Below are 22,358 nucleotides of genomic sequence, written 5' to 3'. Positions count from 1 at the left end.
TGTTAGCCGTGAGCAAGCTGCCGGGGGGATAATTGAAGCTCTCTGTCAATAAGGTCTGTGCCTTTATCTGGGAAAACGTCAACAAAACTGTGCAAACACAACAGACGACACGAAAGCTGTAATTTGCAATAGTATTTATTATGAATTTCATATTTAAATCGATATAATTTTTAATCATTCAGTATTTTAAGTCCTAAAAAAATAGGCAATCAATAAGAATAATGTTATTTGTGTTTATTTCACGGATTGATCTGCAATTAATATTTCAAATCAATTTAAAATATTTTGGTGGTGGTGGTCGTAATCTGAATAAGATTAGAAAAATTTGTTTTAAGTATTTTTTTATCATTTGAGAAAATATTACCCTTTACTCTATTAATTTGAAAGTTTTAGACACTGACACAGCTAAAATGTATATTATTCCAAAAGCTATGATCTTACTTGATCTTTTTCAAATATTAAAATAGATTTGACAGGGAAGCAAAACGGCAATCAACACTCTGTTAACATTCAAGAAATATGATCAAACTCGAAACATTAATTCTTGTCTTTGGTGAAAAAGAAGCACATATTTGTACATGATAAAAGTCCATTTGGGTATAACAATTTTTTGCTTAGTGCACTTACTTTTACAATCAATTTCTAATGCAGAAAAAGACATTTTAAGAGATTGAATAAGCAGACTATTAAAAAGAGCAAATACCTCTAATTGCTTTTTTGACAACTATATACAAATCAGTCATAATTCCCCTGATTTTTGATAATAGTACCGTCAAATCCCTATTTATTATTTATATAGGTAAAAGGTTGTAAATCGTTTGTTTTTTTTTTATAATAAGAACAGTATTTTATATCTAGAATTCTACATGCGGATCTTGGGTATTACAGCCGTGATCTTTAAAAAAAGAAAAAAATTTTTTCATAATAAATAGAAATGATATTTTTGTTTTCATAATAAAAGTCTTAATAATTCAAAATCAATCTAATAATTCACTGAAAAGAATATTTTTTTCCATTTACTGACGCTATTTTTACTAAGATTAAAGTGCATTGCTGTCTGGATATTATTCAAATTATTTACTTTTTGATAATTGAGAATCTCTAATATATCTGCATTATTATATGATCGTAATTTTTGATTAAGGCTCTCACTTTCTTTACTCCTGGTCTCAAAAATTATATTGTTTAGTTTAATGATATCGAGAGTAGACAATTCCTTTTTATTCAATATATTTTGACATTGAGTTTTTTTATGCGGATATTTCTTTCTAATGATATCTTCATAAATTAATTTGTAATTAGGCATTAATTTCTTCATTTTATTAAAAATTTTATTTTTACAATTAAGATCTAATTATCTTATTCCCAAGTTCAAAGCTGAAATGATTAAACATATAATCCTTAACCGTCTGTCTGTCTGTCATCATATTTTAATATCCATTTAAAAAGAGTAGTTTTGGGAATACGATATTCATTAATGATTTCTTGCTTAGTTTTTTCACCAGAATTGATGAGGTCCAAAATAAATTCAATAATTTCTTTCGTATAGATACTCTTTCTGAAATGCGGAAGCTGAGATATCTTCTTCGTTTCATTAGGGTTTCTTCTTGCCGCTGGAGAAAACAATATTAAATGTTGGGAGTATAATCTAAAGAAATCGTACTCTAATATCTTACTCCACTTTAATAAGACACTGGTATTAAGATCACTCTGCAAAAACATTTCCTCAATATCTTCTTCATTACATTTTATGAATTTGCAAACACGCGAATTTTCTATTTCAAGTTCAATTTTTCTTTGTTTAATATATGAACCTATGTGAATATTTTTAAAATTGGTATCCATATCTGATAAGTTTATAGATGTTTATACTGTTGATATTTTTTGAATTGAACTCATAAAAACCCCATATTTATTGATCAAATTGAGAATCAGCGGGCTACTATGGCTTCCAGAAAGACCAAACAGTCCCATTGTATACAGCCAGTTGACGGCTCGTTGTATCATATACCATCATCCCTGCTGCAGGATCTACAATATTCACATGCGGGCTGGCCACCTTAGGAAGTATCATCGCTTTGTTACTATCTTCCAAAACTAAAATGCCGTCTGTAGAAGTTGGTGTCCCAATACTTACCTTGGCCCCAGTCTTTTCAGTCTTGTTTGTTTGTATGGATAGGTCTGCATTCCCTGTGGTATCCACACTTAAATCAAACCAGCTCCCACTCTTAAGATATTTTACTTTCTTATCCGAACTATCATATATGATAGTCCCATCTTGAGAAATTCCACTAATTTCTTCTACATACGGAAGAATGAACCCTCGGTTTTCAGTGTCTGCAAATTCTAATGATACCGACGGATTAGTTACATTTTTTTTTCCAATTGCTACCTGGGCCTTAACACAGACAATGCAGAGTAATGTAAAACTCAATATTATTTTATTCATTGTAAAATTTTTATTAACAGTCTTGACAAAGCAATAAAGATCAATCTATTGCCCTTTTGTCTTTGCTTATATATTATTTTGAATTAAGAAATGATTTTATGTAAAATGTGTCTATTTAAATTCCAAATTCAATAGTATACTACCTCTGAAAATAAAGAGAAAGACACATCGACAACTCCTAAAAAGAGTCTGATTATCTACCAGTTATTATAATTATACATTGTAATTGTATGGTTTGCTCTTTGACCATCGCCAAAATTTCTACCCGTACAATAGTTTGTATTTATACTAACAACAGTAAAAAGCTGGTCCATTTGCCTACATTGTAGTTTCATAATATTTGATACTACAGCAAAACAGAATTCTAAATTTAATTGTGGAATTTGAAGAATCGATTTTTGATTTGGAGATATACCTGTGACATTAAATGGTTCACTTCCGGAAAAATCATAGAAGCATACATTTTCAGGGGTACGTTTTTCGAAAGGATAAAAAAAGTTATTTGTCATTTTTCTTTCTTTTCCTGTTACTTTTCTTGGATTGTAATTCAGTTCCAAGTTTACTATATTTGCTATAATAGCTTGAACTGTCTCAATCATTACCAAGAGGGTAACAATAATTGTTTTCTTCATACTCAAATGTTTCAGCAAAAGTAGCCAATACATAAAATTTACTTCTGAAAAACACAATAACAATTACTAATATAATATCTAACATTATCTAATATAATGCTCTACAAGGTCTTTTGGCTTTAATCTCGGGTAATATACTTTATAAAAACCAGCCTATAATTTTCAAGGCTTTTTTTTCAATTCTAGCTTCAAGTATTGATATCCTAAGATATATCTGAGTTATCTTTTTAGGAGAATTTCTCGTATAGCATCATTGTATAGAAATTCATATTTATAAAAATTTTGAAATCAAAACTGTTTATCTATTGTATTTAAATATTCAAACAAACTTTCAATTCGCAATAAATCTTCTTTGAAAAAAACCGAGAAATCATCCGTTGGGCTGCATCAACTCTCTAAAAAGATTTGACTTCCTAGCTTTTGTTCATGGCTAATCTATAGTTCTTAGGTGTCATTCCTGTTTGTACTCTAAAAAAGTATGAAAAATGAGAAAAATTCTGGAATCCCAATTCAAAGGCGATCTCCTTAATGGATTTATCAGAACTGTGTAATAATTTTTTTGCCTCTAGTAAAACCCTCTCTTTAATAAATTCTAAGGGTGAAACTCTGTATTGCTTTCTACAAATCACGCCCAAATAGTTAGGAGTAATGCATAGCTCTTCCGCATAGAAAGAAACACTTTTCTGGGTTTTATAATATTTTTGCACCAATGAATGAAATCGGAAAGCCAAATTATTATGATGAGTTAAGGCAAATTTACCATATACTTCCTCTACCCATAAGTTGATCATTAGAGCCAAAAGCCTTACTCTTGCATTAATAAGCTCCGGGAATATCATTTCCGAATGAATCTCCATTCGTATGGCATTGAACTCGGCACTCAACTTATCATAAACTTCATCATTCGGCTGAATCATCTCATATGTACTATGGGATGAAAAGGTATGCTTTAATGTTGGAGAAAATGTTTCAAGAATAGAGTCATTGATGATGAGTCTTCTTCCCGATGCACCAGGAGGTAATTTCCATAGGTATTCCCTTTTGGGAAGATGGATAAATAACTGTTTAGAATTCAGGAGGTATTTATCAATATCTGTAGTACAATCTCCTGCATTACATTCATCTAAAATAATGATGGTAAAAGAATTATCGGGAAAACGATTAAGCTCAGAAGAACTTATTTCACCCTGATACATTACATCAATTTTCCTTTTGTCATCATTTCCTAGCTGAGACATGGTATTCTTCTCTTTCATTATTCATTATTAATACCTGCTAAATTATAAAATACTATATAAAAATATCATTAGATTATCAAAAATTAAGTAGGTAATTCTTATTCTCTGATTTTAACTATCCAGAATTGTGAAAAAAATATTCCCGTTTACTTACAAATGTAAAAATGACCTGTTTTGCGCAAAAACAATCAGTATATTTGTAATAAGACACTTTCTATTTTAAAATGCTGACAGATAAATTCGGAAGAACAATAAATTACCTAAGACTTGCTGTTGTGGACCGGTGTAATCTTCGATGTACCTACTGTATGCCAGAAAATGGTCTTACCTGGATTAAGCAGAAAGAATTAATGACCGATGAAGAAATGCTCAGACTTTGTTCCATTTTTTCAGAACTAGGGGTCAATAAAATCAGACTTACCGGAGGTGAACCCTTTGTAAGAAAGAACTGTATTGATCTTATTGGAAAAATATCTCATTTGGATGGAATTACAGATCTTAGTTTGACCACCAATGGGCTTCTTACTGGGCAGTATATTCCTCAACTTAAAACGTTTGGTGTACAATCTGTCAATCTCAGCCTGGATACTTTAGATGAAGAACGGTTCTTCAAAATTACCCGCCGTAAAAGTTTTGATAAGGTAATGAAAACATTAGACTCTTTACTGGAACATGATATCAAAGTAAAGATCAATACGGTGGTCATGGAAAATCAGAACATTGAAGATATTATTCCACTGGTATTACTCACGAAGCAGCTTCCGATTGATGTACGCTTTATTGAAGAAATGCCTTTTAATGGAAATAATGCAGACATTTCTCTGACATGGAACTATCCTCAAATTTATCGGCATATCAAAGATCATTTTCCTGAAATAGAAAAAACAGAAGACCCGAAAAGTTCCACTTCATATAACTACAAAATTCCTGGTTTTTCAGGTGATGTAGGAATTATTGCTGCGTATACCCGTTCATTTTGCGGAGACTGCAACAGAATACGGATTACCCCTTCCGGGGTGCTCAGAACTTGCTTATATGAAGGAACAGGCATTAATTTAAAAGATGAAATGCGTTCCGGAAAAACAGATGAAGAGCTCAAAAACATGATTATGAATACCATACAGAATAAGCCAAAAGACGGATGGGAAGCTCAGAAATTTAATTTAACAGAGTCACAAATTCATCAATCAATGGCTACAATAGGTGGATAAACAATGGAAATGATTACCGTACAACAGGCAGAAGACATTGTCATGTCACAACATCAGGATTTTGGTATAGAAAAAATACCCTATGAATGGGCATTGGGAAGAGTTTTGGCAGAAGATCTGCTCGCAGACCGGGACTTCCCTCCTTTTGACAGGCCCACTGTAGACGGTATAGCCATCCATTATAGTTCTTTTGAAAAAGGGATTCGTTCCTTTACTGTTCAAGCTGTACAATCTGCAGGTGAACCGTCTTTATCTGTCAATTCGGAAAATGAATGTATCGAAATCATGACAGGAGCAGCACTGGGTTCCTCGGTAGATACTGTTATTCGTTATGAAGACATTTCAATAGACAATGGAATGGCACGCATCAATATTGATGTTAAAAAAGGCCAAAATATCCATCTGAAAGCAAGGGATAAAAAACGAGGAGACGTTTTGGTAAAAGCAGATCAGGTCATTACCCCTGCCATTATAGGTATTGCTTCCTCCATTGGGCAAACCACCTTATCTGTAAAAAAACTTCCAAAAATCATCATCATATCTACAGGAGACGAAATGGTAAGTGCTGAGTCTTGCCCTACCCCTTTTCAGCTCAGACGTTCTAACGGAATTACCATACAGACGGTATTGGAAAAATATAAAATCAAGGCTGATGCACTTCATCTCAATGACGATTATGAAGAGATCAAAAAAGAGCTTTCCCGCTGCATAAAAGAATATGACATACTTCTTATGAGTGGTGGAGTTTCTATGGGAAAATTTGATTATCTGCCAAAAGCATGTGAAGAATTGGGAATAGAAAAGCTTTTTCATAAGATAAAGCAAAGGCCAGGAAAACCGTTTTGGTTTGGTAAAAGCGAGAATCAAAAACTCATATTTGCATTTCCCGGTAATCCGGTTTCTGTATTTATGTGTCTGCATCGGTATTTTATTCCCTGGTTAGAAAAATCTTTGAAAATTCCGGATTCCGGATTTCAGTTTGCTGTTTTACAAAATGATATTGATTTTCCTTTTCCACTTCAGTATTTTGCTCAGGTAAAACTTAGGATAAACTCATCCGGACAATTAACAGCAGAATCTGTAGATACCAATGGATCCGGTGATTTTTCACATCTTGCCGAAACCCATGCTTTTATAGAATTACCTTTGGAACAAAATACTTTCAGAAAAGGTGAAGTTTATAAAGTATGGCGATATCATTTTTAAAATTGACTGATGCAATAAACAGATAATTCGTGTATCTGTGGTTAAAAAATAAAACTATGAAAGATTTTTCACATCTTAATAAAAAACTCGACCCTACCATCGTTAATGTAAGCAGAAAAGCAGTTACCCATCGTAAGGCTATTGCCAAGGCAACAGTAGAACTGCCCGATCATATTTTACAAAAACTAAAGGAAGGTGATTTTAAAACTCCCAAAGGATCTGTTTTTCAGACTGCAATTATTGCAGGAATCATGGCTGCCAAAAAAACAGGAGAACTGATTCCGCTTTGTCATCCGATAGGGCTTGAAAACTGTGAAATAGATATAGAACTTACCGATAAGAATGAAATTGAAATCTACTGTACTGCCGAAGTGGAGGCTAAAACAGGAATTGAGATGGAGGCACTTACAGGGGCTTCTATAGCGGCATTAACTATTTATGATATGTGCAAAGCCATGAGCCATGACATTACCATTAAAGAAATTAAATTAATAGAAAAATCCGGTGGAAAAAATGATTTCAGGAGAGAATAATACAATCCCTAGCATCAACGGGCTGGTACTGGCTGGTGGAAAAAGCAGAAGAATGGGAACGGCAAAAGATTTACTCAACTGGCATGGTAAAGAGCAACGTTACTTTGCAGCAGATCTATTGGCTTCATTTTGTGATGAAGTTTTTATCTCCTGCAGACAAGATCAGCTGGAAAATTTTGATACAGATTATAATGCTCTTACCGACACTTTTCTGAACATGGGGCCTTTTGGAGGAATTCTTTCTGCTCTACGCTCTCAAAGGGATAAGGCATGGCTGGTTGTTGCCTGTGATATGCCTTTACTGGACGAAAAATCATTGCAGATCTTAATTGAATCACGGAATCCTGAAAAAGCAGCAACCACCTACAAAAGCCCTTTTGATGGGTTGCCTGAACCCCTAATTACGATCTGGGAACCTAAAAGCTATCCTCTTCTGCTGAATTTTTTAGGAATTGGAAATACCTGTCCCAGAAAGGTTTTAATGAATAGTGATACACTTATTTTAGAACCTCATAATCCTGATGCTTTAATGAATGTAAACACTCCGGAAGAGGCTGAAAAAGCACAGGGATTTTTGAAGAAATAATCCATAATGCTCCCAATATGCAATTGAAACCTCTAAAAAATATTTGTAAATCTGTGACAAAAAAGAAACCACTATGAGTGACTCATTTGAACGCTATCAATGCCAGATTGTTTTACCGGAATTTGGAATTTCTTCTCAGGAATTACTAAAAAATGCTAAAGTACTGATTGTTGGCATGGGAGGTCTCGGCTGTCCATCAGCACAGTATCTTGCGTCTTCCGGCATTGGAACAATTGGTATTGCGGATGATGATATTGTATCTCTAAGTAATCTACACCGGCAGATTTTATATACTCCTAGTGATATTGGTTTGTTTAAAGTAGACGTTGCTGCTAAAAAATTGGAGCAACAAAATCCATCCATTTCAGTTAAACCTCATCGTTTAAGAGTTTCTTCTTCCAATGTAATGGATCTGATCTCAGAATATGATCTGATTATTGAAGGAACAGATAATTTTGAAACAAAATACTTATTAAATGATGCCTGTGTATTAGCCGGAAAACCATTAATTTATGGGGCTATTTATCAATATGAGGGTCAGGTAAGTTTTTGGAATGTATTACAAAAAGATGGTACTTATTCTACGAATTACCGCGATGTATTTCCCAACGTTGAAGAATCACAAATTCCTAATTGCAGGGAAGGAGGTGTAATCCCTACCCTAGCCGGAATTGTAGGTTGTATGCAGGCCAATGAAGCCATAAAATATGTAACTCAATCCGAAGATATTCTAGCCGGAAAATTATGGATGATGAATGTAATGAATGGCAAAACTCAAATAATTAAGCTCAGAAAAACCTCAGCATCCATTACAGAGCTGCAGCAAACAATTCCTTTGATAACATTTGAATATTTTAAAGAAAATCAGGAAAAATTTGAAATGATAGATGTCCGCACAGCACAGGAACATCAGGACTTCAATATTGGCGGAAAAAATATTCCTGTGGAAGAACTGCACGATTATTTTCATACAATTTCTTCTGTCTCACAACCTATTTTATTGTATTGCTTGTCCGGAAAGCGCAGTTCAGAAGCTGCCAGAAAAATAAAAAAAGCCTTCCCTGAAAAAGACGTATTTTCTTTGAAAGGTGGGATTAGCAAAACGTAACGATCTTTATTCAAAATACAAGAGCAAAAAGATCAGTCAATAATATTGTGAATTGGTTTTTGGGAAGTATTAATTTGTTCACCTGCCAGTTCATGGATTGTTTCATCAATCATATTGCACATGCTATTCAATGCCAAATCATTCGCTTCGGTACCAAACGGGTCTTCAATCTCGTCTGCAATGGCTTCAAATGCAACAAATGTATAAGCAACGAATATGACAATAAAGGGCATAAACCAACCCAGTGTATCAACCAATCCAAAAGGCAGCAAAGAACAATAAATATACACCGTACGATGCAATAAAACACGGTAGCTGTAAGGAATTGGTGTTGAAACAATTCTCTCACATCCACCTACTACATCTGCGAGCTTATCTAAGTTTTCATCAAAGCGAGCCTGCTGAATGGTATCAATATTACCCTGGTCCTTTTCTTTTTGAACCCACTCTGCCATTAATCGCATAATGACAATAGGTTTGTACTTTGCGTTCATGATAAGATCCAGTTTATTTTCATCAAGCCTCTGCTTTAAGTCATCATAAGGATCTGATTTTCTCAACTGATGCTTTAGTGTAAAAATAAAAGAACTCAGTAACTGAATAAATTCAGAAACCGAGGAATCATCCTTACTATTTTTCAATGTCAGGGCCTGCCGGGTTAATGAACGTGAAATATTCAATAAGGCACCCCATAATTTTCTCCCCTCCCAGAATCTATCATAACTTACATTATTACGAAATCCTAAAAACAAAGCCAGGACAAACCCGAACAATGTTAAAGGTGCAGGATTAAGAGGAATTTTAAATGAAAAGATAATTCCATGAAGATAAGCTACTCCGAGGGACAATATAAAAAGCAATATAAGGCGAGGCAGCAACCCTGGTAATACAGAGCCGTGCCAAACAAAAAGCATTTTGAACCAATGTTCTTTTTTCCTTATAATCATATTGTATCTCTAATCTCTGTATGGAAATTAATCTTTAATGTGGCCTATTGTCAAAGACTCTACCTGATAGGAACTGCGAGCGGGCTTTTTCTCTCCTTCTGCAATAATACGAAGCGGGCCCTTTTTATCCAATAATGGTTGGCCATCTATAGTATCGGCAATAATAACATTTTTGTCAGCAATAGAAGCATCCAGTTCTGCCAATGAAAATAAAACCCGGTATCCGTCCGTGCATTTTACCAGCAAATATTTTGAAAGATTTTCTCCGTGAAGTTCTTTACCAGACGGAACTCCAGCTTTCGCAAGAATATCGCCGATGGCTACACCTGCATAAATATGTGTATTTCCATCCTTATCCTTTAATGAAGCTTCTTTACGAGGCATTTTTGAAAGGTCTGATAAAGAAAGCTCTAATGGCTGCTGTACTTCTCCTCCAATCTTTAGTTTATATTGTGACTGGGCAGAGGCAATACCTGAAGCTAAAAATAGAGTTACTAGAAATATCTTTCTCATATAGATCAATTATTTTAAAAGTTATGGTCGTTGCACAGCTCCTTTATAAAGCATTTCATCTACCTTTTTATACACTTCAGGATCGTGTTTTTTAATTTTGATTTTCACATATTTAGAAGCCGGCATATTGCTATCTTTCACTACGTTATTCACGGACACCAACACATTGGTTTCTGGGAAATAAGTGACTGTATTCTTTTCCGGAATCTTATAGGAAACAATAATAAACAGAGGAGCTACTCTCTCTATGCCATCATCATAATTGTAAAGGTCTACTCTATCTCCTGCTTTAAACCCCGCTTTATCAATGTCATTTTGGTTCATAAAGACGACACGGCGTTCATTTTTGATCCCACGATATCGGTCATCTAACCCATAAATAGTGGTATTAAACTGATCATGAGTACGTGTGGTGGCCATCATATACTCATCATCAGCGAGTGTATTATCCGGTATTTCCGTTAAAGTAAATGGAGCACGACCTCCAAGCTCCCTGGAGAAGTATTGCTTATCACGGGCAGCATTGGGAAGATAGAAACCTCCTTTTTCCCGAACTCTGACATTATAATTTTCAAAACCAGGAATGCATTGTTCAATATCGTCCCTTACCGCATCATAGCTGTCATGGTAACGTTGCCAGTTCACAACAGATCGTTCTCCTAAAGTAGCCATGGCCATTCGGCAAACAATCTGGGTTTCATTAACCAGATTATCTGATACGGCATCCAGCATTCCTTTTGAATCCTGTACTACTCCCATAGAGTTTTCTGTGGTCACAATTTGTATTTCGCCATTTACGATATCTTTGTCACTTCGCCCATAGGTTGGCAGGATAAGTGCTTCTTTCCCATGCACCAGATGCCCTCTATTCAACTTCGTGGAAACAGATACCAGTAAGTTCAGTTTTCGTAAAGCATTTGCTGTATAGGTAGTATCTGGTGTTGCGGACACAAAATTACCGCCCATACAAAACATAACTTTTATTTTTTCTTCATGAATTGCTTTAATAGCTCTTACGACATCATAACCATGCTTACGTGGTACTTTGAAGCCATAAAAGTTTTCAAGACGATCAAGCTGTTCATCGGTAGGTTTTTCATCAATCATCATTGTTCTGTTCCCCTGCACATTACTGTGACCACGAACAGGACAAACGCCAGCCCCTGGTTTTCCAATACTTCCTTTTAGTAGAAGTATATTCAGAATTTCACGAATCATATCTACCCCATTAGGCTGTTGGGTAAGTCCCATTCCCCAGCTCACAATAATTCTTTTTTTGGAAGCTATCATTTCTGCAGCCTTATAAATATCTTCTTTGGAAACTCCTGAAAGTACAGCCAATTCATCAAGATTATAATCCTCAAACTGCTTCAGGAAATCAGCATATCCTACGGTCTTTTCTTTAATAAACTGGTCATCGAATACAGTACCCGGGTTTTTCTTTTCAAATTCAATTAATAAAAGCTCAAGAGCCTTTAATAATGCCATATCACCATTAATCTTTACAGGCAGATAAAGGTCTGCAAGCTGAACACCTCCTTTGAGTATATCCTTAACACTCTGTGGATTAATAAAACCCATCAATCCTGCTTCCGGCAATGGATTAATGGCAATGATTTTAGCACCGTTTGCTTTTCCTTTTGACAAAGCACTCATCATTCTCGGTGCATTGGTTCCTGGGTTTTGTCCTATAATGATAATAACTTCGGCCTCATAAAAATCTTCCAGCGTCACTGTTCCTTTACCAATTCCAATCGTAGGGCGCAATGCAGATCCGGAGGTTTCATGACACATATTGGAACAATCAGGCATATTATTAGTTCCAAACTCTTTTGCAAATAATTGATACACAAATGAAGCTTCATTACTTGTTCTTCCGGAGGTATAAAAAGCGGCTTCATCCGGAGATTCCAATGCATTGAGATGCTCTGCTATTTTTTTAAAGGCATGATCCCAGCTGATCGGCTGATAGTGGGTGGCACCCTCCGGCAAATACATAGGGTCCGTAAGTCTTCCCATTTTACCAATTTGATAATCATCTAATTTGGCAAGATCATAGACTGAGTTTTGTTTAAAAAACTCTGGAGTAACTCTTTTGGTGGTTGCCTCTTCAGCGAGTGCTTTTGCTCCGTTTTCACAATATTCACCAAGAACTGAACGTTCATCATCAGGATCAGGCCATGCACAGCTGGGGCAGTCAAAACCTCCCATCTGATTCATTTTAAATAAAGCCCTCATCCCCCTAATCGGAGTTTTTTCCTCAAATAGGTCACCAAAAGCAGCCATCACAGCGGGAATCCCTGCAGCGGATGTTTCAACATGGGTAAGCTTCAGATCCAGCAATGTATACGGATTTTCAGCGTTAGGTTCCTTATTTATTTCCTCTTCTATTTTGTTTTTATCAATTTCTTCCATGATCTTGACATTTTAGATTATTAACATTTAATATTAGGATTCGGGTAATTATCACTTTGATCCTCTTCTGTATTATCAATACATACAAAGTCCTTTTCTACAAGGAGTTTTATTTCTCCTGTTTGCCCGTCAAAACCTACTCTGTCTGTTGAAACAAAATCTTCTACCATAGGTTTAGGCATTTTTAATACGATTCTATTTTCAATAAATATGGCAGACAATACTTCATCATCTGTTCTTTCTATCGCATAAATAAATGGCCTGTCTACAAACTGGGTAAAGCTGGAAATGATTCCGTTTTCTCCTAATTCTAAAACTTCTGACTGAGTCAGACGAAATCTTATTGAGTTATCTTTAATTCTTATTTTCATCTGTTTATTCTTTTTCCCTGAGTATTTGAATATTCTCTATTCATACATTATTTTTGAATAATCTCTAGGCGAGTACTTTGATTATAAATATTAAAACGGTTATTTCTGAGAAAACCGAACAAGGTAATATCAAATTCTTTTGCCAGATCTACTGCAAGACTGGATGGCGCTCCTATGGCAGCAACAATAGATATACCAGCCATAGCCGCTTTTTGGATCAGCTCAAAACTGGCTCTTCCACTTAATACCAAAATTTTGTGGGTAAGTGGAAGCATTTTGGTAAAGAGAGCGTGCCCAATAAGTTTGTCCAACGCATTATGTCTTCCTACATCTTCCCGTAAGGCAAGCAGATTACCATCTAAATCAAAAATACCGGAGGCATGAATTCCACCTGTTGCACTGAAATTATTTTGAAAAGACTGTAACTTTTCTGATAATTGATACAATGTAGAAAGTGCTACTTTCTGATGCTCTTTTTTAAGATCCTGAAAGGAACTAACCGTTCGTATTGACTCAATAGAACCTTTTCCGCATACCCCGCAGCTGGACGTTGTATAAAAGTTTCTGTCAGCTTTCATCAGTTGGGGCATGAAACCCTCTACAAGCTCTACAATCACAATGTTTTCTCGGTTTCTGGAGCATTCTGCCTGAGAATGGCTTACATTTCTAATCTGTTCACAGCTTGAAATAATCCCTTCCGTAAACAAAAATCCTGCAGCAAGTTCCGTATCATTACCCGGTGTACGCATGGTTACCGATATATTTTTACTTTCTTTTCGATCTTCATCATGATAAGAAACCCTTATTTCCAAAGGCTCTTCCACAGAAATATCATCAGCATAAGGAAAACTGTTGTTCTCTTTAACTTTGACAATCTCGATCTTCTGTACTGATTTATTTTCCAACATATTGGTTTTCATCTCTATAAAGAACTTGTATAGTAAATATACGAAATTTTATTCCTCAAAATTATGGATGAGCGGAAACCCATTCATCTCCATCTTCAAAAACTTCCTTTTTCCAGATAGGAACTTTTTGTTTTATGGTATCAATAATATAACGACAGGCATCAAAAACAGCATCTCTATGTCCATCACTTACAACAATCATCACTGCTGCATCCCCGGGAAACAAAATTCCGGTACGATGATGAACCACTACGTTACGTACAGAAAACAAAGAAATGGCACTTTCCACTATCTTTTGTATTTCTTTTATGGCCATAGGCTGATAACATTCGTATTCAAGACGAATAACGGATTTATTTCCTGTCTTATTACGAACTGTTCCTATAAATGTTGCAATACCTCCGCTCCCCAGATCCTGGGCAATTTCAAGGCAGTTTACTATATCCAGAGTATCTTCTGTTATTTTTATATCAATCATACGTTTACCCGCCACTTACAGGAGGAATTATTGCTATTTCGTTTGTTCCGTTTATTATCAGATCGTCTTCTGCATATTCTTCATCAACTGCAATAAAATAAGACTTTAGTTTTTGTAACTGTGGAAAATCCTCTTCCAGAATATTCTTTAATTGCCTTACATTCAACCCTTCATCTACGTCTATTTCTTTTTCTGATGCGCCGAAAATATCTTTCGCTATTCCGAAGGTTAATATTTTAATTTTCATTTCTTAATTTTTTACCCGTATTTTATTAAAATATTGATGCCCGCCACTAAAACCAGTACGGCAGTCATTCTTTTGATTATTAATGGATTCCATTTCAGAGACATTCTGGAGCCTATCTGTCCGCCAATTAAAACAGCAAGACATAAGCTTATAATTCTGAAATAATCTATATCTACGGATAATTTTGAAAACTGTCCAAAAATTCCCGATATAGAATTTACCAGTATAAAAACACTGGAGGTTGCTGCAATTTTTCTTGGGGTATCCCATTTTAATAGATTAAGTAAGGGTGACAGAAAAATACCGCCGCCAATTCCTACCAATCCGGATAAAAAACCTATTCCTCCTCCCAGAAAACTATTTCTAAGTATGAATTGCTTGGATGCCTCCGCCGACTTTTCTTCACTTTTCACTTCTGTCCTTACCCATAATAGAATAGCTGCTATAATTAAAGTAACTCCCAAAATCAAAAAGAAAGTTTCCTGACTGATTTTTAAGGTAGCTCCCAGATATGCCATAGGTACGCTAACAAGAGTAATGGGGAGTATTTTTTTCCAGTCAATCTGTTTATTTTTAATATAAATGTAAACACCACCCACCACAACAATAACATTACAAATAAGTGCCGTCAAACGTATTTCCTGATAGGGAAGGCTGTACATTGCCAGCACAGCAAGATAACTGGAACCGCCACCAAATCCTACAGATGAATAAACGAATGCGATTATTAAAAATAATAAAAAGATTTCCCAATAACCCATAAATTTTTAAAGCCAATTTAATTTCATTACAATAATAATCATTTTTACTATGTTTTTGCTCTCAACATTTGAAAGTCTATGCAATGCTTTGTGAAAAAAATATCATGAATTATTTATTTGGAGAATAAGACAAAAAACGAAGCCATCTATTCGAGCAGCTTTAAATACATCCCTGTTTTCAGCCAATTTTCCCTTATATTAAGCGTTTTTGTTGTTCGCTAATTTGAATGCTGATATATTTGGATCAAAAAATAATAAATGAAAATCTCATATCAGTTTTTTATATCATCTATGGTAGTTGTTTTTGTAGGTTGTAATCCTCAAAATAAAACTTCAGAAGTCACAAAAACAGAAACAACAGCTGCTCAGAAAGCCATAGCATTTACCGATTTCAAAAAAATAAAAGGAGTAGATAATGTACAAAATGTGCCATTTCAACTATCTGCTAAGCTAGATTCTATCCGCTTTTTTGTAGCTCCGAATAAGGATGCAGCTCATATGAAAATAGCCTACAATAAGCTGCATAACTACTATGGATTCGAAGAATTCGATGACTTCTACTCTATTCATTACAGCATTAATAATAATATTTCAAATAGCATTGAAGCTTTTGTTTTAAAATCAGAATTTACGGCAGCATTTGATTTGACTTTACAGGGTGTGGATTTATACGAGATCAGAAGCAGTATATTTAAAACATCTCAGGATCTAAAAAACAAATCGTTCAATAAGTATGGTACCATATCAGAAGTTTCAGAGCAGGAATTTAAGACCGCCAATAAAAAACGAATCGATGAGGTTTTAGTAAAAAATCCTTATATAAAACTAAAAGACGGTAACTGGATAAACACCGAAAATGGCAAAGAAACGATCATTGTTCAACACGAAAATGTATCTACAGAAGACGGTACATTATCCAATGAATATGTAGGAAAATCACCTTTTCTGCATTTAGAAGTTTTCAAAGAAAATTCGGTAGAAGTTTCAGATACCTACTATTCTTTTTATAATATAAAATCCGGATCTAATTTTCAAATTTTCACCGCCGGTTATCCTCAGATTATTCCTACTAAAAAATGGATTTCTTACCTTTCTTCAAATAGCGATGTAGGAAGTGATTTTGAGGTCAGCAAATATCTGGAACAAAAAAATAATCAGGAAAGTCTTTTGTATGTCAACTTTACTAAATTTAAAATAGGCGACGAAACAAAAGCTTTTTGGGCAGATAATGACACCTTTTATGCAGAAGTTTATCCTACCAACTCAGCTCCATCGAAAGACAAAAAACAAAAGACAGCTTTCATCAAAATTCAGTTAAAACCAAATTTATTTTAAGTAGGAAAATAGTCATTGACTATTATACTTGAAGCATGAATAAAGAAATATATCCAAACTCAGATATTATAAAAACCCCTGATATCAGCCAGTGTTTATGGAGTAAAAGTCCAATATCTTTGCAGCAGTTATTTAAAGATATACCATGAAAAAAATAAGTTTAACAATTCTTCTTTCCTTACTAAGTATAATGACCTTCGCACAATCATTAAAAGTCATTATTAAACAGGACGGAAAAGTCATTGAGCCTGTAAACAATATTTATGAACTGAAAAAATCTACTTTCCAATTCGAATTTGCGTCCACAGACCTGGAGGGGTTTCTAATTGGAGCAACTAAAGATAAAAGCATTTATACAGCAGCTGTAGGTCTTTACAATCCGGAAGTTTCATGGTTTCAGAATACGGGCATGGCGGAAGAATTGTATAACAAGGACAAAGAAATACTTTTGATGGATACAGCACCATCATATTGGTACTATACGGATGCAAAAGATCATAGATTTGATAAAAATCCTAAAGGTAACTTAAAACAATGGACTGCTACGCGCACCGTTACCAGATTTTATGATATCATGGTGGATCAGGCCATCAATTTAAAAGATGTTGAAGGAAGTACTTATGTATTCATGTATCATCCTTTATATAACGCTGATTATGATCTGATAGGTAAGAAAAACCTATTTCAGGCTGAGATCAGATTCAAAGATTAATCTTTACACACCTAATTATTTGATTATATAAGAAAAGGTCTGCTTTCATTACGAAAGCAGGCCTTTTTATTTTATGTAATGATCAAACCATATTCTATAGCTAGTTTAATGGCTGAACTAAGATTAGAAGTCTGAAATTTTTCTATGAGATTCTTCCTGTGACTTTCTACGGTGTGCGGGCTTATAAACAGCTTTTCTGCCATTTGATTGGTGGTAAGTCCTTTGGCTGCTTCGGCTAGAATTTCCTTTTCTCTTCTGGTTAATTTTGGAACCTGATTTAATCCGTCTGAAGATTTTTTATCCAGAATAAGCTTGGTTTGCGAACATAAGAACTGCTTTCCAATATATACGGTATTAATCCCTTCCAGAATTTCGGAAACAGAAGCATTTTTCTGAATATATCCCAAAGCACCTTCAGACAGGGTACTATTAATGACAGGCAGTTCGTTGTGAACGCTCAGCATAATAATCTGTAGGTTCTCATACTTCTTCTTTAAAGGTTTTATAAGTTCGATGCTATTGGTATCTACCAAATTGATGTCCAGCAACAAGATATCAATAGCTTGTTTTGCTAAACCTGCATTCATTTCTGAAACGTTTCTGAAACAATCTACTACATCTATCGTATCACTATTTCCTAAAATGTTCTTCAGACCTTCCAATAGTAATGGATGATCGTCTGTTATGGCTACTTTTATCATGTTTAATGAATAGGAATTTGAAGTTCTATACTGGTTCCAACATTCAATTCGGAGATGATGTTCATCGTTCCTTTTAAAAATTGGACTCTTGATTCTATATTATGAAAACCTGCTATTTTTCTCATGTCTAAGGCTGCATGGTCAAAACCTTTACCATCATCCTCCACCGTAAGGTTTAATACGTTCTCTTCTTCACTTATTTGAATAATAATTTCGGAAGCATCGGCATGTTTTATAACGTTATTTACCAACTCCTGAATGATTCTGTACAGCAATAATTGCTTGTCTTGTGATATGGAATTGCTGTATTTGATAAATTCAGTATGGATATTTAACGTAGCATTGGACATACGGGAGGCAAATTCCTGAATGGCTACTTCCAAACCATATTTCATTAATAAATCAGGCATTAAATTATGCGCTACACGTCTCAATTCTTCTACAGCACCATCAATCTGGCCAATCGATTTTGAAATTCCCTCCTGTATGGTTTGAGTTTTATGAGGATCTAAATAAGACAATTGAAGTTTAGTTCCTGAAAGCAAACCTCCCAACCCATCATGAAGATCACGAGCTAAGCGGCCTCTCTCCTGTTCCTGTCCTTCTAGCAATGCCGTAAGAGTTGATATTTTTAAATTTTGTTTTTCTTTTTCCATTGCCAAAGCATGCAGTTCATCTCTTTGTTTCAAAGAATGAACACGTTGCCTGTAAGCATACAACAATAGGGCAATTAACACAATGAAGATAAAAATGAAAATGGCGTAATATGTATTGATCTTTTCCTTGTAGGCTAAAAGCTTTTTAATGGTATTAATATCGTTGTTTTTCTGCTGTGTTTCTAACTTTGATAAACGAAGCTGTTGCGCTCTTTTTTCGGATTCAAGTTCAGAAAACTTTAGACGTTCGCGCTGATTTTCTTCTACCAGCTTTAAATTATTGTAAACCTGTTCACGCTGTTTCCGAAGAATGTTCATCAAGCTGATTTGCTGTGCTTTTTTATCACTTTCCAGCTGCAGCTTGATATATTTTTGTTCCTGTCGCTCTTTCTCAAACTGAGATTCCAGTCTTTTGGTAATATCCAGTTTTTCCTGATTGTAAAGGCTTTGGTATTTATCAACATAACTTTTATAATACGTCAGCGCTTCTTTGTAATTGCCTTGTTCTTCACTAATTCGAGACAAAGATTCTAAAATAGACAGTTCTATATTCTGATCTCTAACCGGGCTTTTTCCAATTTCCATGGAAGCTTTTAGAAAATAAGACTTGGCTAGATCGTAATTTTTATTTTGCATGGCTAGTTCAGCCATAATTCCAAATGAAGAAGCAATATGAATAGCTTCACCTGTTTCCAGACTTACAGTATTGGCTAACTGAGCATATTGCATGGCCTTATCTCTATCAAAACCTGTATACAGATTGGCCAAATTAATGGCTGCATAAGAAAGGCTGCTTTTGTTGAGCATGGCATCCTTACGCTTGTTAAAAATCGTGATAGCCTGTAAATAATATTGCTCTACTTTATTTCTTAGGTCTATATTCGATGGATTTTGATCGTATTTCTGTTCGTACACATAACCCATTCGCATATACGCATCGAAAGTAAGATTGGGATCGTTTTGTTTGGATGCCAGCAACAAAAACTGCTTGCTGTATTTTTCTTCCAGTTGGTATTCATTCAGGTTAGAATAAATGGCAGACAACTCTTTGGCTACGTTGCCAAACCTTCCGTAGAGTGTAGATGTTGTTGGTGAGTTTTCGTAATAATCAATAGCTTTTAGGTAGGCAGCAACAGCATCTTCCGTTTTATTGTTACGCGTTAGAATCCAACCCTTTGCATATTGAAAATAGCCTTTAGCTTCATTATTATTAGTCTTTAAGCTATATTTCTTTGCTGTCTCCAGACTTTTTAACGATTCAGTTTCTTTATTGTCAAGTCTGTAATTCATAGCTTGCACAGCATACAGAATGGTGGCATACTTTCCATCGGACTGTTTTGTTGCAATAGAAATATTGGTTTGTAAAATCTGATATGATTTAGGCTTATGGTTATGAAAAAATAAGGCAGTCGCATATTTAGGAGCAAGATTTAGCTGCTCTATTGTATTGTCTGAAGCATGGCTATATTCTTTCTCTAATTTGCTTAAAACATCTTGTGCTTGAGCAAAAAACGGACAAATAAGTAAAGTAAATATAAATAATAACCTGTACATCAAACCCTTATCTCTTTTAAATTGTATTGAATTAAAGAACGTAAATATAGGCAAAATACCCGCTCATCCATTTTGAAAACCATGCTCTACAGCGAAAGATTTCCTGTTTAATTTTCTTCCAGATAGATCAATATCTCATTGAGCCATTTCAATACATCATCATTATTTTCAAAATAAATATTCGAAAGATGAGATATGTATTGATGATTAATCGTATTTTTATCTAGTTCCTTTTTTAATTCTGGTAGTTCTAATTTTAATAACTCTAAGTTCTGTTTCTTTGTTACCTTTTTATAGTTTTCAATCACCTTTTCATAGGTAATATCTTCATAATCTATGTCGCTGAACCAAACACGTAATAATTGGTATGTTACAGGAAAATTGGCTTGAAAATTATTCATCATTAATTTATTTTGTTAGCCTTGACAAGGCTGTTTCTTCAGATTTGGGATTTTATCGAGAAAAGAAATGTTTTTATCCACCAATTTGCCTTTATTTTCAATAGTCAGTTCTTCCAGACCTTCCTATATACATCTGATATGCATGATTTAACAGTTATAATACGCTTCGGGGACTTCAACCGGCCTTTTCGTCATTTGCTCCAATTGTGCAGCAAACTGATCAAAGAAATAGGTGTCCTCTGTAAAAATATATAAATAATTTTCTGTTTTAAGATGAACAATAAGGTCTGCATACCCTGCTCCTTTTGCGGGAAGAACATTCTGAAGGGTAAAATATTTAATTTCTTCAAGGTCTAAAATCAATGCAGTATCTATTCCCGCAAATCCGATTTTATTATTAACACGGTCCAGCCAGATACCACTTTTTTCTTGCAGCAGTTCTTTTACTTTAAGTGGAATATGTTTAACTCCATCATTATCAATATATTTAACGCTTAACTCTAATTTATTGGGGAATGATATTAATTCGGAAATTTCCATCACTTCTTCATATTCTTTATTTTCTAAAAAATACTTGTATTGTCTTTTGTTATAGAAATGAAGCGATGTACTTCCATCATCATACCCATATTCCTTATCATAAGTATAGCAAATAGAAGCACTTATACCGTCTACCAAAGCAAATTGCAGATAACATTGATCGTCTCTTTCATAACCGTAACTATTAATATCAATATCGTCATCAATCCAAAGTTCGCGTAGTTCTTTGTAGCTTTTATCAGTATTGGTTTCATTGTACAGATTTACGAAAAACTCCTGTACAGGGCGATTAATACTGATATTGTCTGTATATATTTCCAATTGATCAATAAGAATACTTTCTATTCTAACCGGATATTTGAATCTTAAATATTTAGCCCCGAAGTCGGTAAAATAAGCTTCTACACAACCCCATGCTTCCAATTGTTCATAGGTAGTATCCCACGATATCATCTGTTTGGGTTCAGTATATACTTCGTAGCCAATATCACCATCATCATGATACTCCTCCAAAACTTGATAATTCTGAGGCATTTTTTTTGCCCAAATTTTCACTTTATCATCTTCTTTTCTTGCCTTACGTACGGCAAAAAAAGTTTCGTCATCAAAATGAAAACGATCCGACAGTTCGTGATATACTTCCTCAAAACCATGTAGTTCAGTAGAGATATAGTGTTGATGATCTGTAAAAATAAACAGAAAGGGTACGTCTCCTAAAATCTGTACATAAGCATATTTTAGTGCATTAATATTTGTATTTTCAATGTTACCATGATCTTTATAAAAAAGCGTATCTCCGTCTATCCAGGTTTCTTTATTCTCCATGTACTGTTTATCTTATATATTTTGCAAAGTT

General features: G+C 34.6%; 23 protein-coding genes. 7 read left to right on the top strand and 16 right to left on the bottom strand.

The window, feature by feature from the left end; translation table 11 throughout:
- Nucleotides 1–1,401 precede the first annotated feature (1,401 nt).
- The 4 genes from SCA31_RS12950 to SCA31_RS12935 form a co-directional block, all read right to left on the bottom strand.
- The gene (locus SCA31_RS12950; protein WP_410697416.1) at nt 1,402–1,845 is read right to left on the bottom strand and encodes a transposase; all 444 of its coding nucleotides are present in this window, start codon (nt 1,843–1,845) and stop codon (nt 1,402–1,404) included.
- Nucleotides 1,846–1,942: 97 nt separating this feature from the next.
- The gene (locus tag SCA31_RS12945; protein WP_410697415.1) at nt 1,943–2,449 is read right to left on the bottom strand and encodes a hypothetical protein; all 507 of its coding nucleotides are present in this window, start codon (nt 2,447–2,449) and stop codon (nt 1,943–1,945) included.
- Nucleotides 2,450–2,646: 197 nt separating this feature from the next.
- Nucleotides 2,647–3,081, bottom strand: a complete 435-nt coding sequence (locus tag SCA31_RS12940) for a hypothetical protein (protein WP_410697414.1) — start codon at nt 3,079–3,081, stop codon at nt 2,647–2,649.
- Between the two features lie 413 nt (nt 3,082–3,494).
- On the bottom strand, nt 3,495–4,337 hold the full coding sequence (locus SCA31_RS12935) for a helix-turn-helix domain-containing protein (protein WP_410697413.1): 843 nt from the start codon (nt 4,335–4,337) through the stop codon (nt 3,495–3,497).
- Between the two features lie 206 nt (nt 4,338–4,543).
- Between SCA31_RS12935 and moaA the strand changes: the two genes are divergently transcribed.
- The 5 genes from moaA (at nt 4,544) to SCA31_RS12910 (ending at nt 8,963) form a co-directional block, all read left to right on the top strand.
- Complete coding sequence (gene moaA, locus SCA31_RS12930) at nt 4,544–5,530, top strand: GTP 3',8-cyclase MoaA (RefSeq protein WP_410697412.1); 987 nt, start codon at nt 4,544–4,546, stop codon at nt 5,528–5,530.
- A 9-nt stretch (nt 5,531–5,539) separates the two neighbouring features.
- A complete protein-coding gene (locus tag SCA31_RS12925; RefSeq protein WP_410697411.1) occupies nt 5,540–6,736 on the top strand; it encodes a molybdopterin molybdotransferase MoeA in 1,197 nt (398 codons plus the stop codon).
- 56 nt (nt 6,737–6,792) lie between these two features.
- Nucleotides 6,793–7,269 carry a cyclic pyranopterin monophosphate synthase MoaC gene (gene moaC / locus SCA31_RS12920; RefSeq protein ID WP_410697410.1) on the top strand — a complete coding sequence of 159 codons (477 nt, stop codon included), beginning with the start codon at nt 6,793–6,795 and terminating at the stop codon, nt 7,267–7,269.
- Nucleotides 7,250–7,855, top strand: a complete 606-nt coding sequence (locus SCA31_RS12915) for an NTP transferase domain-containing protein (RefSeq protein ID WP_410697409.1) — start codon at nt 7,250–7,252, stop codon at nt 7,853–7,855. Before moaC ends, SCA31_RS12915 begins: the two co-directional genes overlap by 20 nt.
- A gap of 73 nt (nt 7,856–7,928) precedes the next feature.
- Nucleotides 7,929–8,963, top strand: a complete 1,035-nt coding sequence (locus SCA31_RS12910) for a ThiF family adenylyltransferase (protein WP_410697408.1) — start codon at nt 7,929–7,931, stop codon at nt 8,961–8,963.
- 32 nt (nt 8,964–8,995) lie between these two features.
- Here SCA31_RS12910 and SCA31_RS12905 read toward each other — a convergent pair whose 3' ends face one another.
- From SCA31_RS12905 to SCA31_RS12870, 8 genes are all read right to left on the bottom strand, one after another.
- Complete coding sequence (locus SCA31_RS12905) at nt 8,996–9,910, bottom strand: bestrophin family protein (protein ID WP_410697407.1); 915 nt, start codon at nt 9,908–9,910, stop codon at nt 8,996–8,998.
- Between the two features lie 27 nt (nt 9,911–9,937).
- Nucleotides 9,938–10,423 carry a molybdopterin-dependent oxidoreductase gene (locus SCA31_RS12900; RefSeq protein ID WP_410697406.1) on the bottom strand — a complete coding sequence of 162 codons (486 nt, stop codon included), beginning with the start codon at nt 10,421–10,423 and terminating at the stop codon, nt 9,938–9,940.
- A gap of 21 nt (nt 10,424–10,444) precedes the next feature.
- On the bottom strand, nt 10,445–12,838 hold the full coding sequence (locus tag SCA31_RS12895) for an FdhF/YdeP family oxidoreductase (RefSeq protein ID WP_410697405.1): 2,394 nt from the start codon (nt 12,836–12,838) through the stop codon (nt 10,445–10,447).
- A gap of 20 nt (nt 12,839–12,858) precedes the next feature.
- Nucleotides 12,859–13,209 (bottom strand): DUF7009 family protein, encoded by a 351-nt coding sequence (locus SCA31_RS12890; protein WP_410697404.1) that lies wholly within the window; start codon nt 13,207–13,209, stop codon nt 12,859–12,861.
- 47 nt (nt 13,210–13,256) lie between these two features.
- Nucleotides 13,257–14,117, bottom strand: coding sequence for a formate dehydrogenase accessory sulfurtransferase FdhD (fdhD, locus tag SCA31_RS12885; RefSeq protein ID WP_410697403.1), 861 nt, complete (start codon nt 14,115–14,117; stop codon nt 13,257–13,259).
- Nucleotides 14,118–14,178: 61 nt separating this feature from the next.
- Nucleotides 14,179–14,595, bottom strand: a complete 417-nt coding sequence (locus SCA31_RS12880) for a molybdenum cofactor biosynthesis protein MoaE (protein ID WP_410697402.1) — start codon at nt 14,593–14,595, stop codon at nt 14,179–14,181.
- A 4-nt stretch (nt 14,596–14,599) separates the two neighbouring features.
- The gene (locus SCA31_RS12875; protein WP_410697401.1) at nt 14,600–14,842 is read right to left on the bottom strand and encodes a MoaD/ThiS family protein; all 243 of its coding nucleotides are present in this window, start codon (nt 14,840–14,842) and stop codon (nt 14,600–14,602) included.
- 11 nt (nt 14,843–14,853) lie between these two features.
- Complete coding sequence (locus SCA31_RS12870; RefSeq protein ID WP_410697400.1) at nt 14,854–15,603, bottom strand: sulfite exporter TauE/SafE family protein; 750 nt, start codon at nt 15,601–15,603, stop codon at nt 14,854–14,856.
- Between the two features lie 258 nt (nt 15,604–15,861).
- Between SCA31_RS12870 and SCA31_RS12865 the strand changes: the two genes are divergently transcribed.
- Nucleotides 15,862–16,938 carry a resolvase gene (locus tag SCA31_RS12865; protein WP_410697399.1) on the top strand — a complete coding sequence of 359 codons (1,077 nt, stop codon included), beginning with the start codon at nt 15,862–15,864 and terminating at the stop codon, nt 16,936–16,938.
- A gap of 145 nt (nt 16,939–17,083) precedes the next feature.
- The gene (locus SCA31_RS12860) at nt 17,084–17,650 is read left to right on the top strand and encodes a hypothetical protein (RefSeq protein WP_410697398.1); all 567 of its coding nucleotides are present in this window, start codon (nt 17,084–17,086) and stop codon (nt 17,648–17,650) included.
- Between the two features lie 71 nt (nt 17,651–17,721).
- On the opposite strand, the gene SCA31_RS12855 is transcribed toward SCA31_RS12860, so the two are convergent.
- The 4 genes from SCA31_RS12855 to SCA31_RS12840 all read right to left on the bottom strand — a co-directional run bounded on the left by SCA31_RS12855 (nt 17,722) and on the right by SCA31_RS12840 (nt 22,327).
- On the bottom strand, nt 17,722–18,351 hold the full coding sequence (locus tag SCA31_RS12855; RefSeq protein ID WP_076355544.1) for a response regulator transcription factor: 630 nt from the start codon (nt 18,349–18,351) through the stop codon (nt 17,722–17,724).
- A gap of 2 nt (nt 18,352–18,353) precedes the next feature.
- Entirely contained in the window at nt 18,354–20,561 is a 2,208-nt protein-coding gene (locus SCA31_RS12850) for an ATP-binding protein (RefSeq protein ID WP_410697397.1), read from the bottom strand.
- A gap of 107 nt (nt 20,562–20,668) precedes the next feature.
- A complete protein-coding gene (locus SCA31_RS12845) occupies nt 20,669–20,962 on the bottom strand; it encodes a contact-dependent growth inhibition system immunity protein (RefSeq protein ID WP_410697396.1) in 294 nt (97 codons plus the stop codon).
- Between the two features lie 147 nt (nt 20,963–21,109).
- Nucleotides 21,110–22,327, bottom strand: a complete 1,218-nt coding sequence (locus SCA31_RS12840) for a hypothetical protein (RefSeq protein WP_410697395.1) — start codon at nt 22,325–22,327, stop codon at nt 21,110–21,112.
- Nucleotides 22,328–22,358 lie beyond the last annotated feature (31 nt).

Origin of the sequence: Chryseobacterium sp. SIMBA_028, assembly GCF_046535285.1 — a bacterium.
Taxonomy (GTDB): Bacteria; Bacteroidota; Bacteroidia; order Flavobacteriales; family Weeksellaceae; genus Chryseobacterium.
Note: the sequence above shows the minus strand (reverse complement) of the source record. Positions and strands in the feature narration are given on the sequence as shown.

Excerpts from the sequence above, each read along its gene's own strand:
- SCA31_RS12840 (WP_410697395.1), bottom strand. The coding sequence starts at position 22,327 with ATGGAGAATAAAGAAACCTGGATAGACGGAGATACGCTTTTTTATAAA.
- SCA31_RS12925 (WP_410697411.1), top strand. The coding sequence starts at position 5,540 with ATGATTACCGTACAACAGGCAGAAGACATTGTCATGTCACAACATCAG.
- SCA31_RS12870 (WP_410697400.1), bottom strand. The coding sequence starts at position 15,603 with ATGGGTTATTGGGAAATCTTTTTATTATTTTTAATAATCGCATTCGTT.
- SCA31_RS12945 (WP_410697415.1), bottom strand. The coding sequence starts at position 2,449 with ATGAATAAAATAATATTGAGTTTTACATTACTCTGCATTGTCTGTGTT.
- SCA31_RS12935 (WP_410697413.1), bottom strand. The coding sequence starts at position 4,337 with ATGAAAGAGAAGAATACCATGTCTCAGCTAGGAAATGATGACAAAAGG.
- SCA31_RS12855 (WP_076355544.1), bottom strand. The coding sequence starts at position 18,351 with ATGATAAAAGTAGCCATAACAGACGATCATCCATTACTATTGGAAGGT.
- SCA31_RS12860 (WP_410697398.1), top strand. The coding sequence starts at position 17,084 with ATGAAAAAAATAAGTTTAACAATTCTTCTTTCCTTACTAAGTATAATG.
- SCA31_RS12940 (WP_410697414.1), bottom strand. The coding sequence starts at position 3,081 with ATGAAGAAAACAATTATTGTTACCCTCTTGGTAATGATTGAGACAGTT.
- SCA31_RS12910 (WP_410697408.1), top strand. The coding sequence starts at position 7,929 with ATGAGTGACTCATTTGAACGCTATCAATGCCAGATTGTTTTACCGGAA.
- SCA31_RS12900 (WP_410697406.1), bottom strand. The coding sequence starts at position 10,423 with ATGAGAAAGATATTTCTAGTAACTCTATTTTTAGCTTCAGGTATTGCC.
- SCA31_RS12895 (WP_410697405.1), bottom strand. The coding sequence starts at position 12,838 with ATGGAAGAAATTGATAAAAACAAAATAGAAGAGGAAATAAATAAGGAA.
- SCA31_RS12845 (WP_410697396.1), bottom strand. The coding sequence starts at position 20,962 with ATGAATAATTTTCAAGCCAATTTTCCTGTAACATACCAATTATTACGT.
- SCA31_RS12915 (WP_410697409.1), top strand. The coding sequence starts at position 7,250 with ATGATTTCAGGAGAGAATAATACAATCCCTAGCATCAACGGGCTGGTA.
- SCA31_RS12880 (WP_410697402.1), bottom strand. The coding sequence starts at position 14,595 with ATGATTGATATAAAAATAACAGAAGATACTCTGGATATAGTAAACTGC.
- moaC (WP_410697410.1), top strand. The coding sequence starts at position 6,793 with ATGAAAGATTTTTCACATCTTAATAAAAAACTCGACCCTACCATCGTT.
- SCA31_RS12875 (WP_410697401.1), bottom strand. The coding sequence starts at position 14,842 with ATGAAAATTAAAATATTAACCTTCGGAATAGCGAAAGATATTTTCGGC.
- fdhD (WP_410697403.1), bottom strand. The coding sequence starts at position 14,117 with ATGTTGGAAAATAAATCAGTACAGAAGATCGAGATTGTCAAAGTTAAA.
- SCA31_RS12950 (WP_410697416.1), bottom strand. The coding sequence starts at position 1,845 with ATGGATACCAATTTTAAAAATATTCACATAGGTTCATATATTAAACAA.
- SCA31_RS12865 (WP_410697399.1), top strand. The coding sequence starts at position 15,862 with ATGAAAATCTCATATCAGTTTTTTATATCATCTATGGTAGTTGTTTTT.
- SCA31_RS12905 (WP_410697407.1), bottom strand. The coding sequence starts at position 9,910 with ATGATTATAAGGAAAAAAGAACATTGGTTCAAAATGCTTTTTGTTTGG.
- SCA31_RS12890 (WP_410697404.1), bottom strand. The coding sequence starts at position 13,209 with ATGAAAATAAGAATTAAAGATAACTCAATAAGATTTCGTCTGACTCAG.
- moaA (WP_410697412.1), top strand. The coding sequence starts at position 4,544 with ATGCTGACAGATAAATTCGGAAGAACAATAAATTACCTAAGACTTGCT.
- SCA31_RS12850 (WP_410697397.1), bottom strand. The coding sequence starts at position 20,561 with ATGTACAGGTTATTATTTATATTTACTTTACTTATTTGTCCGTTTTTT.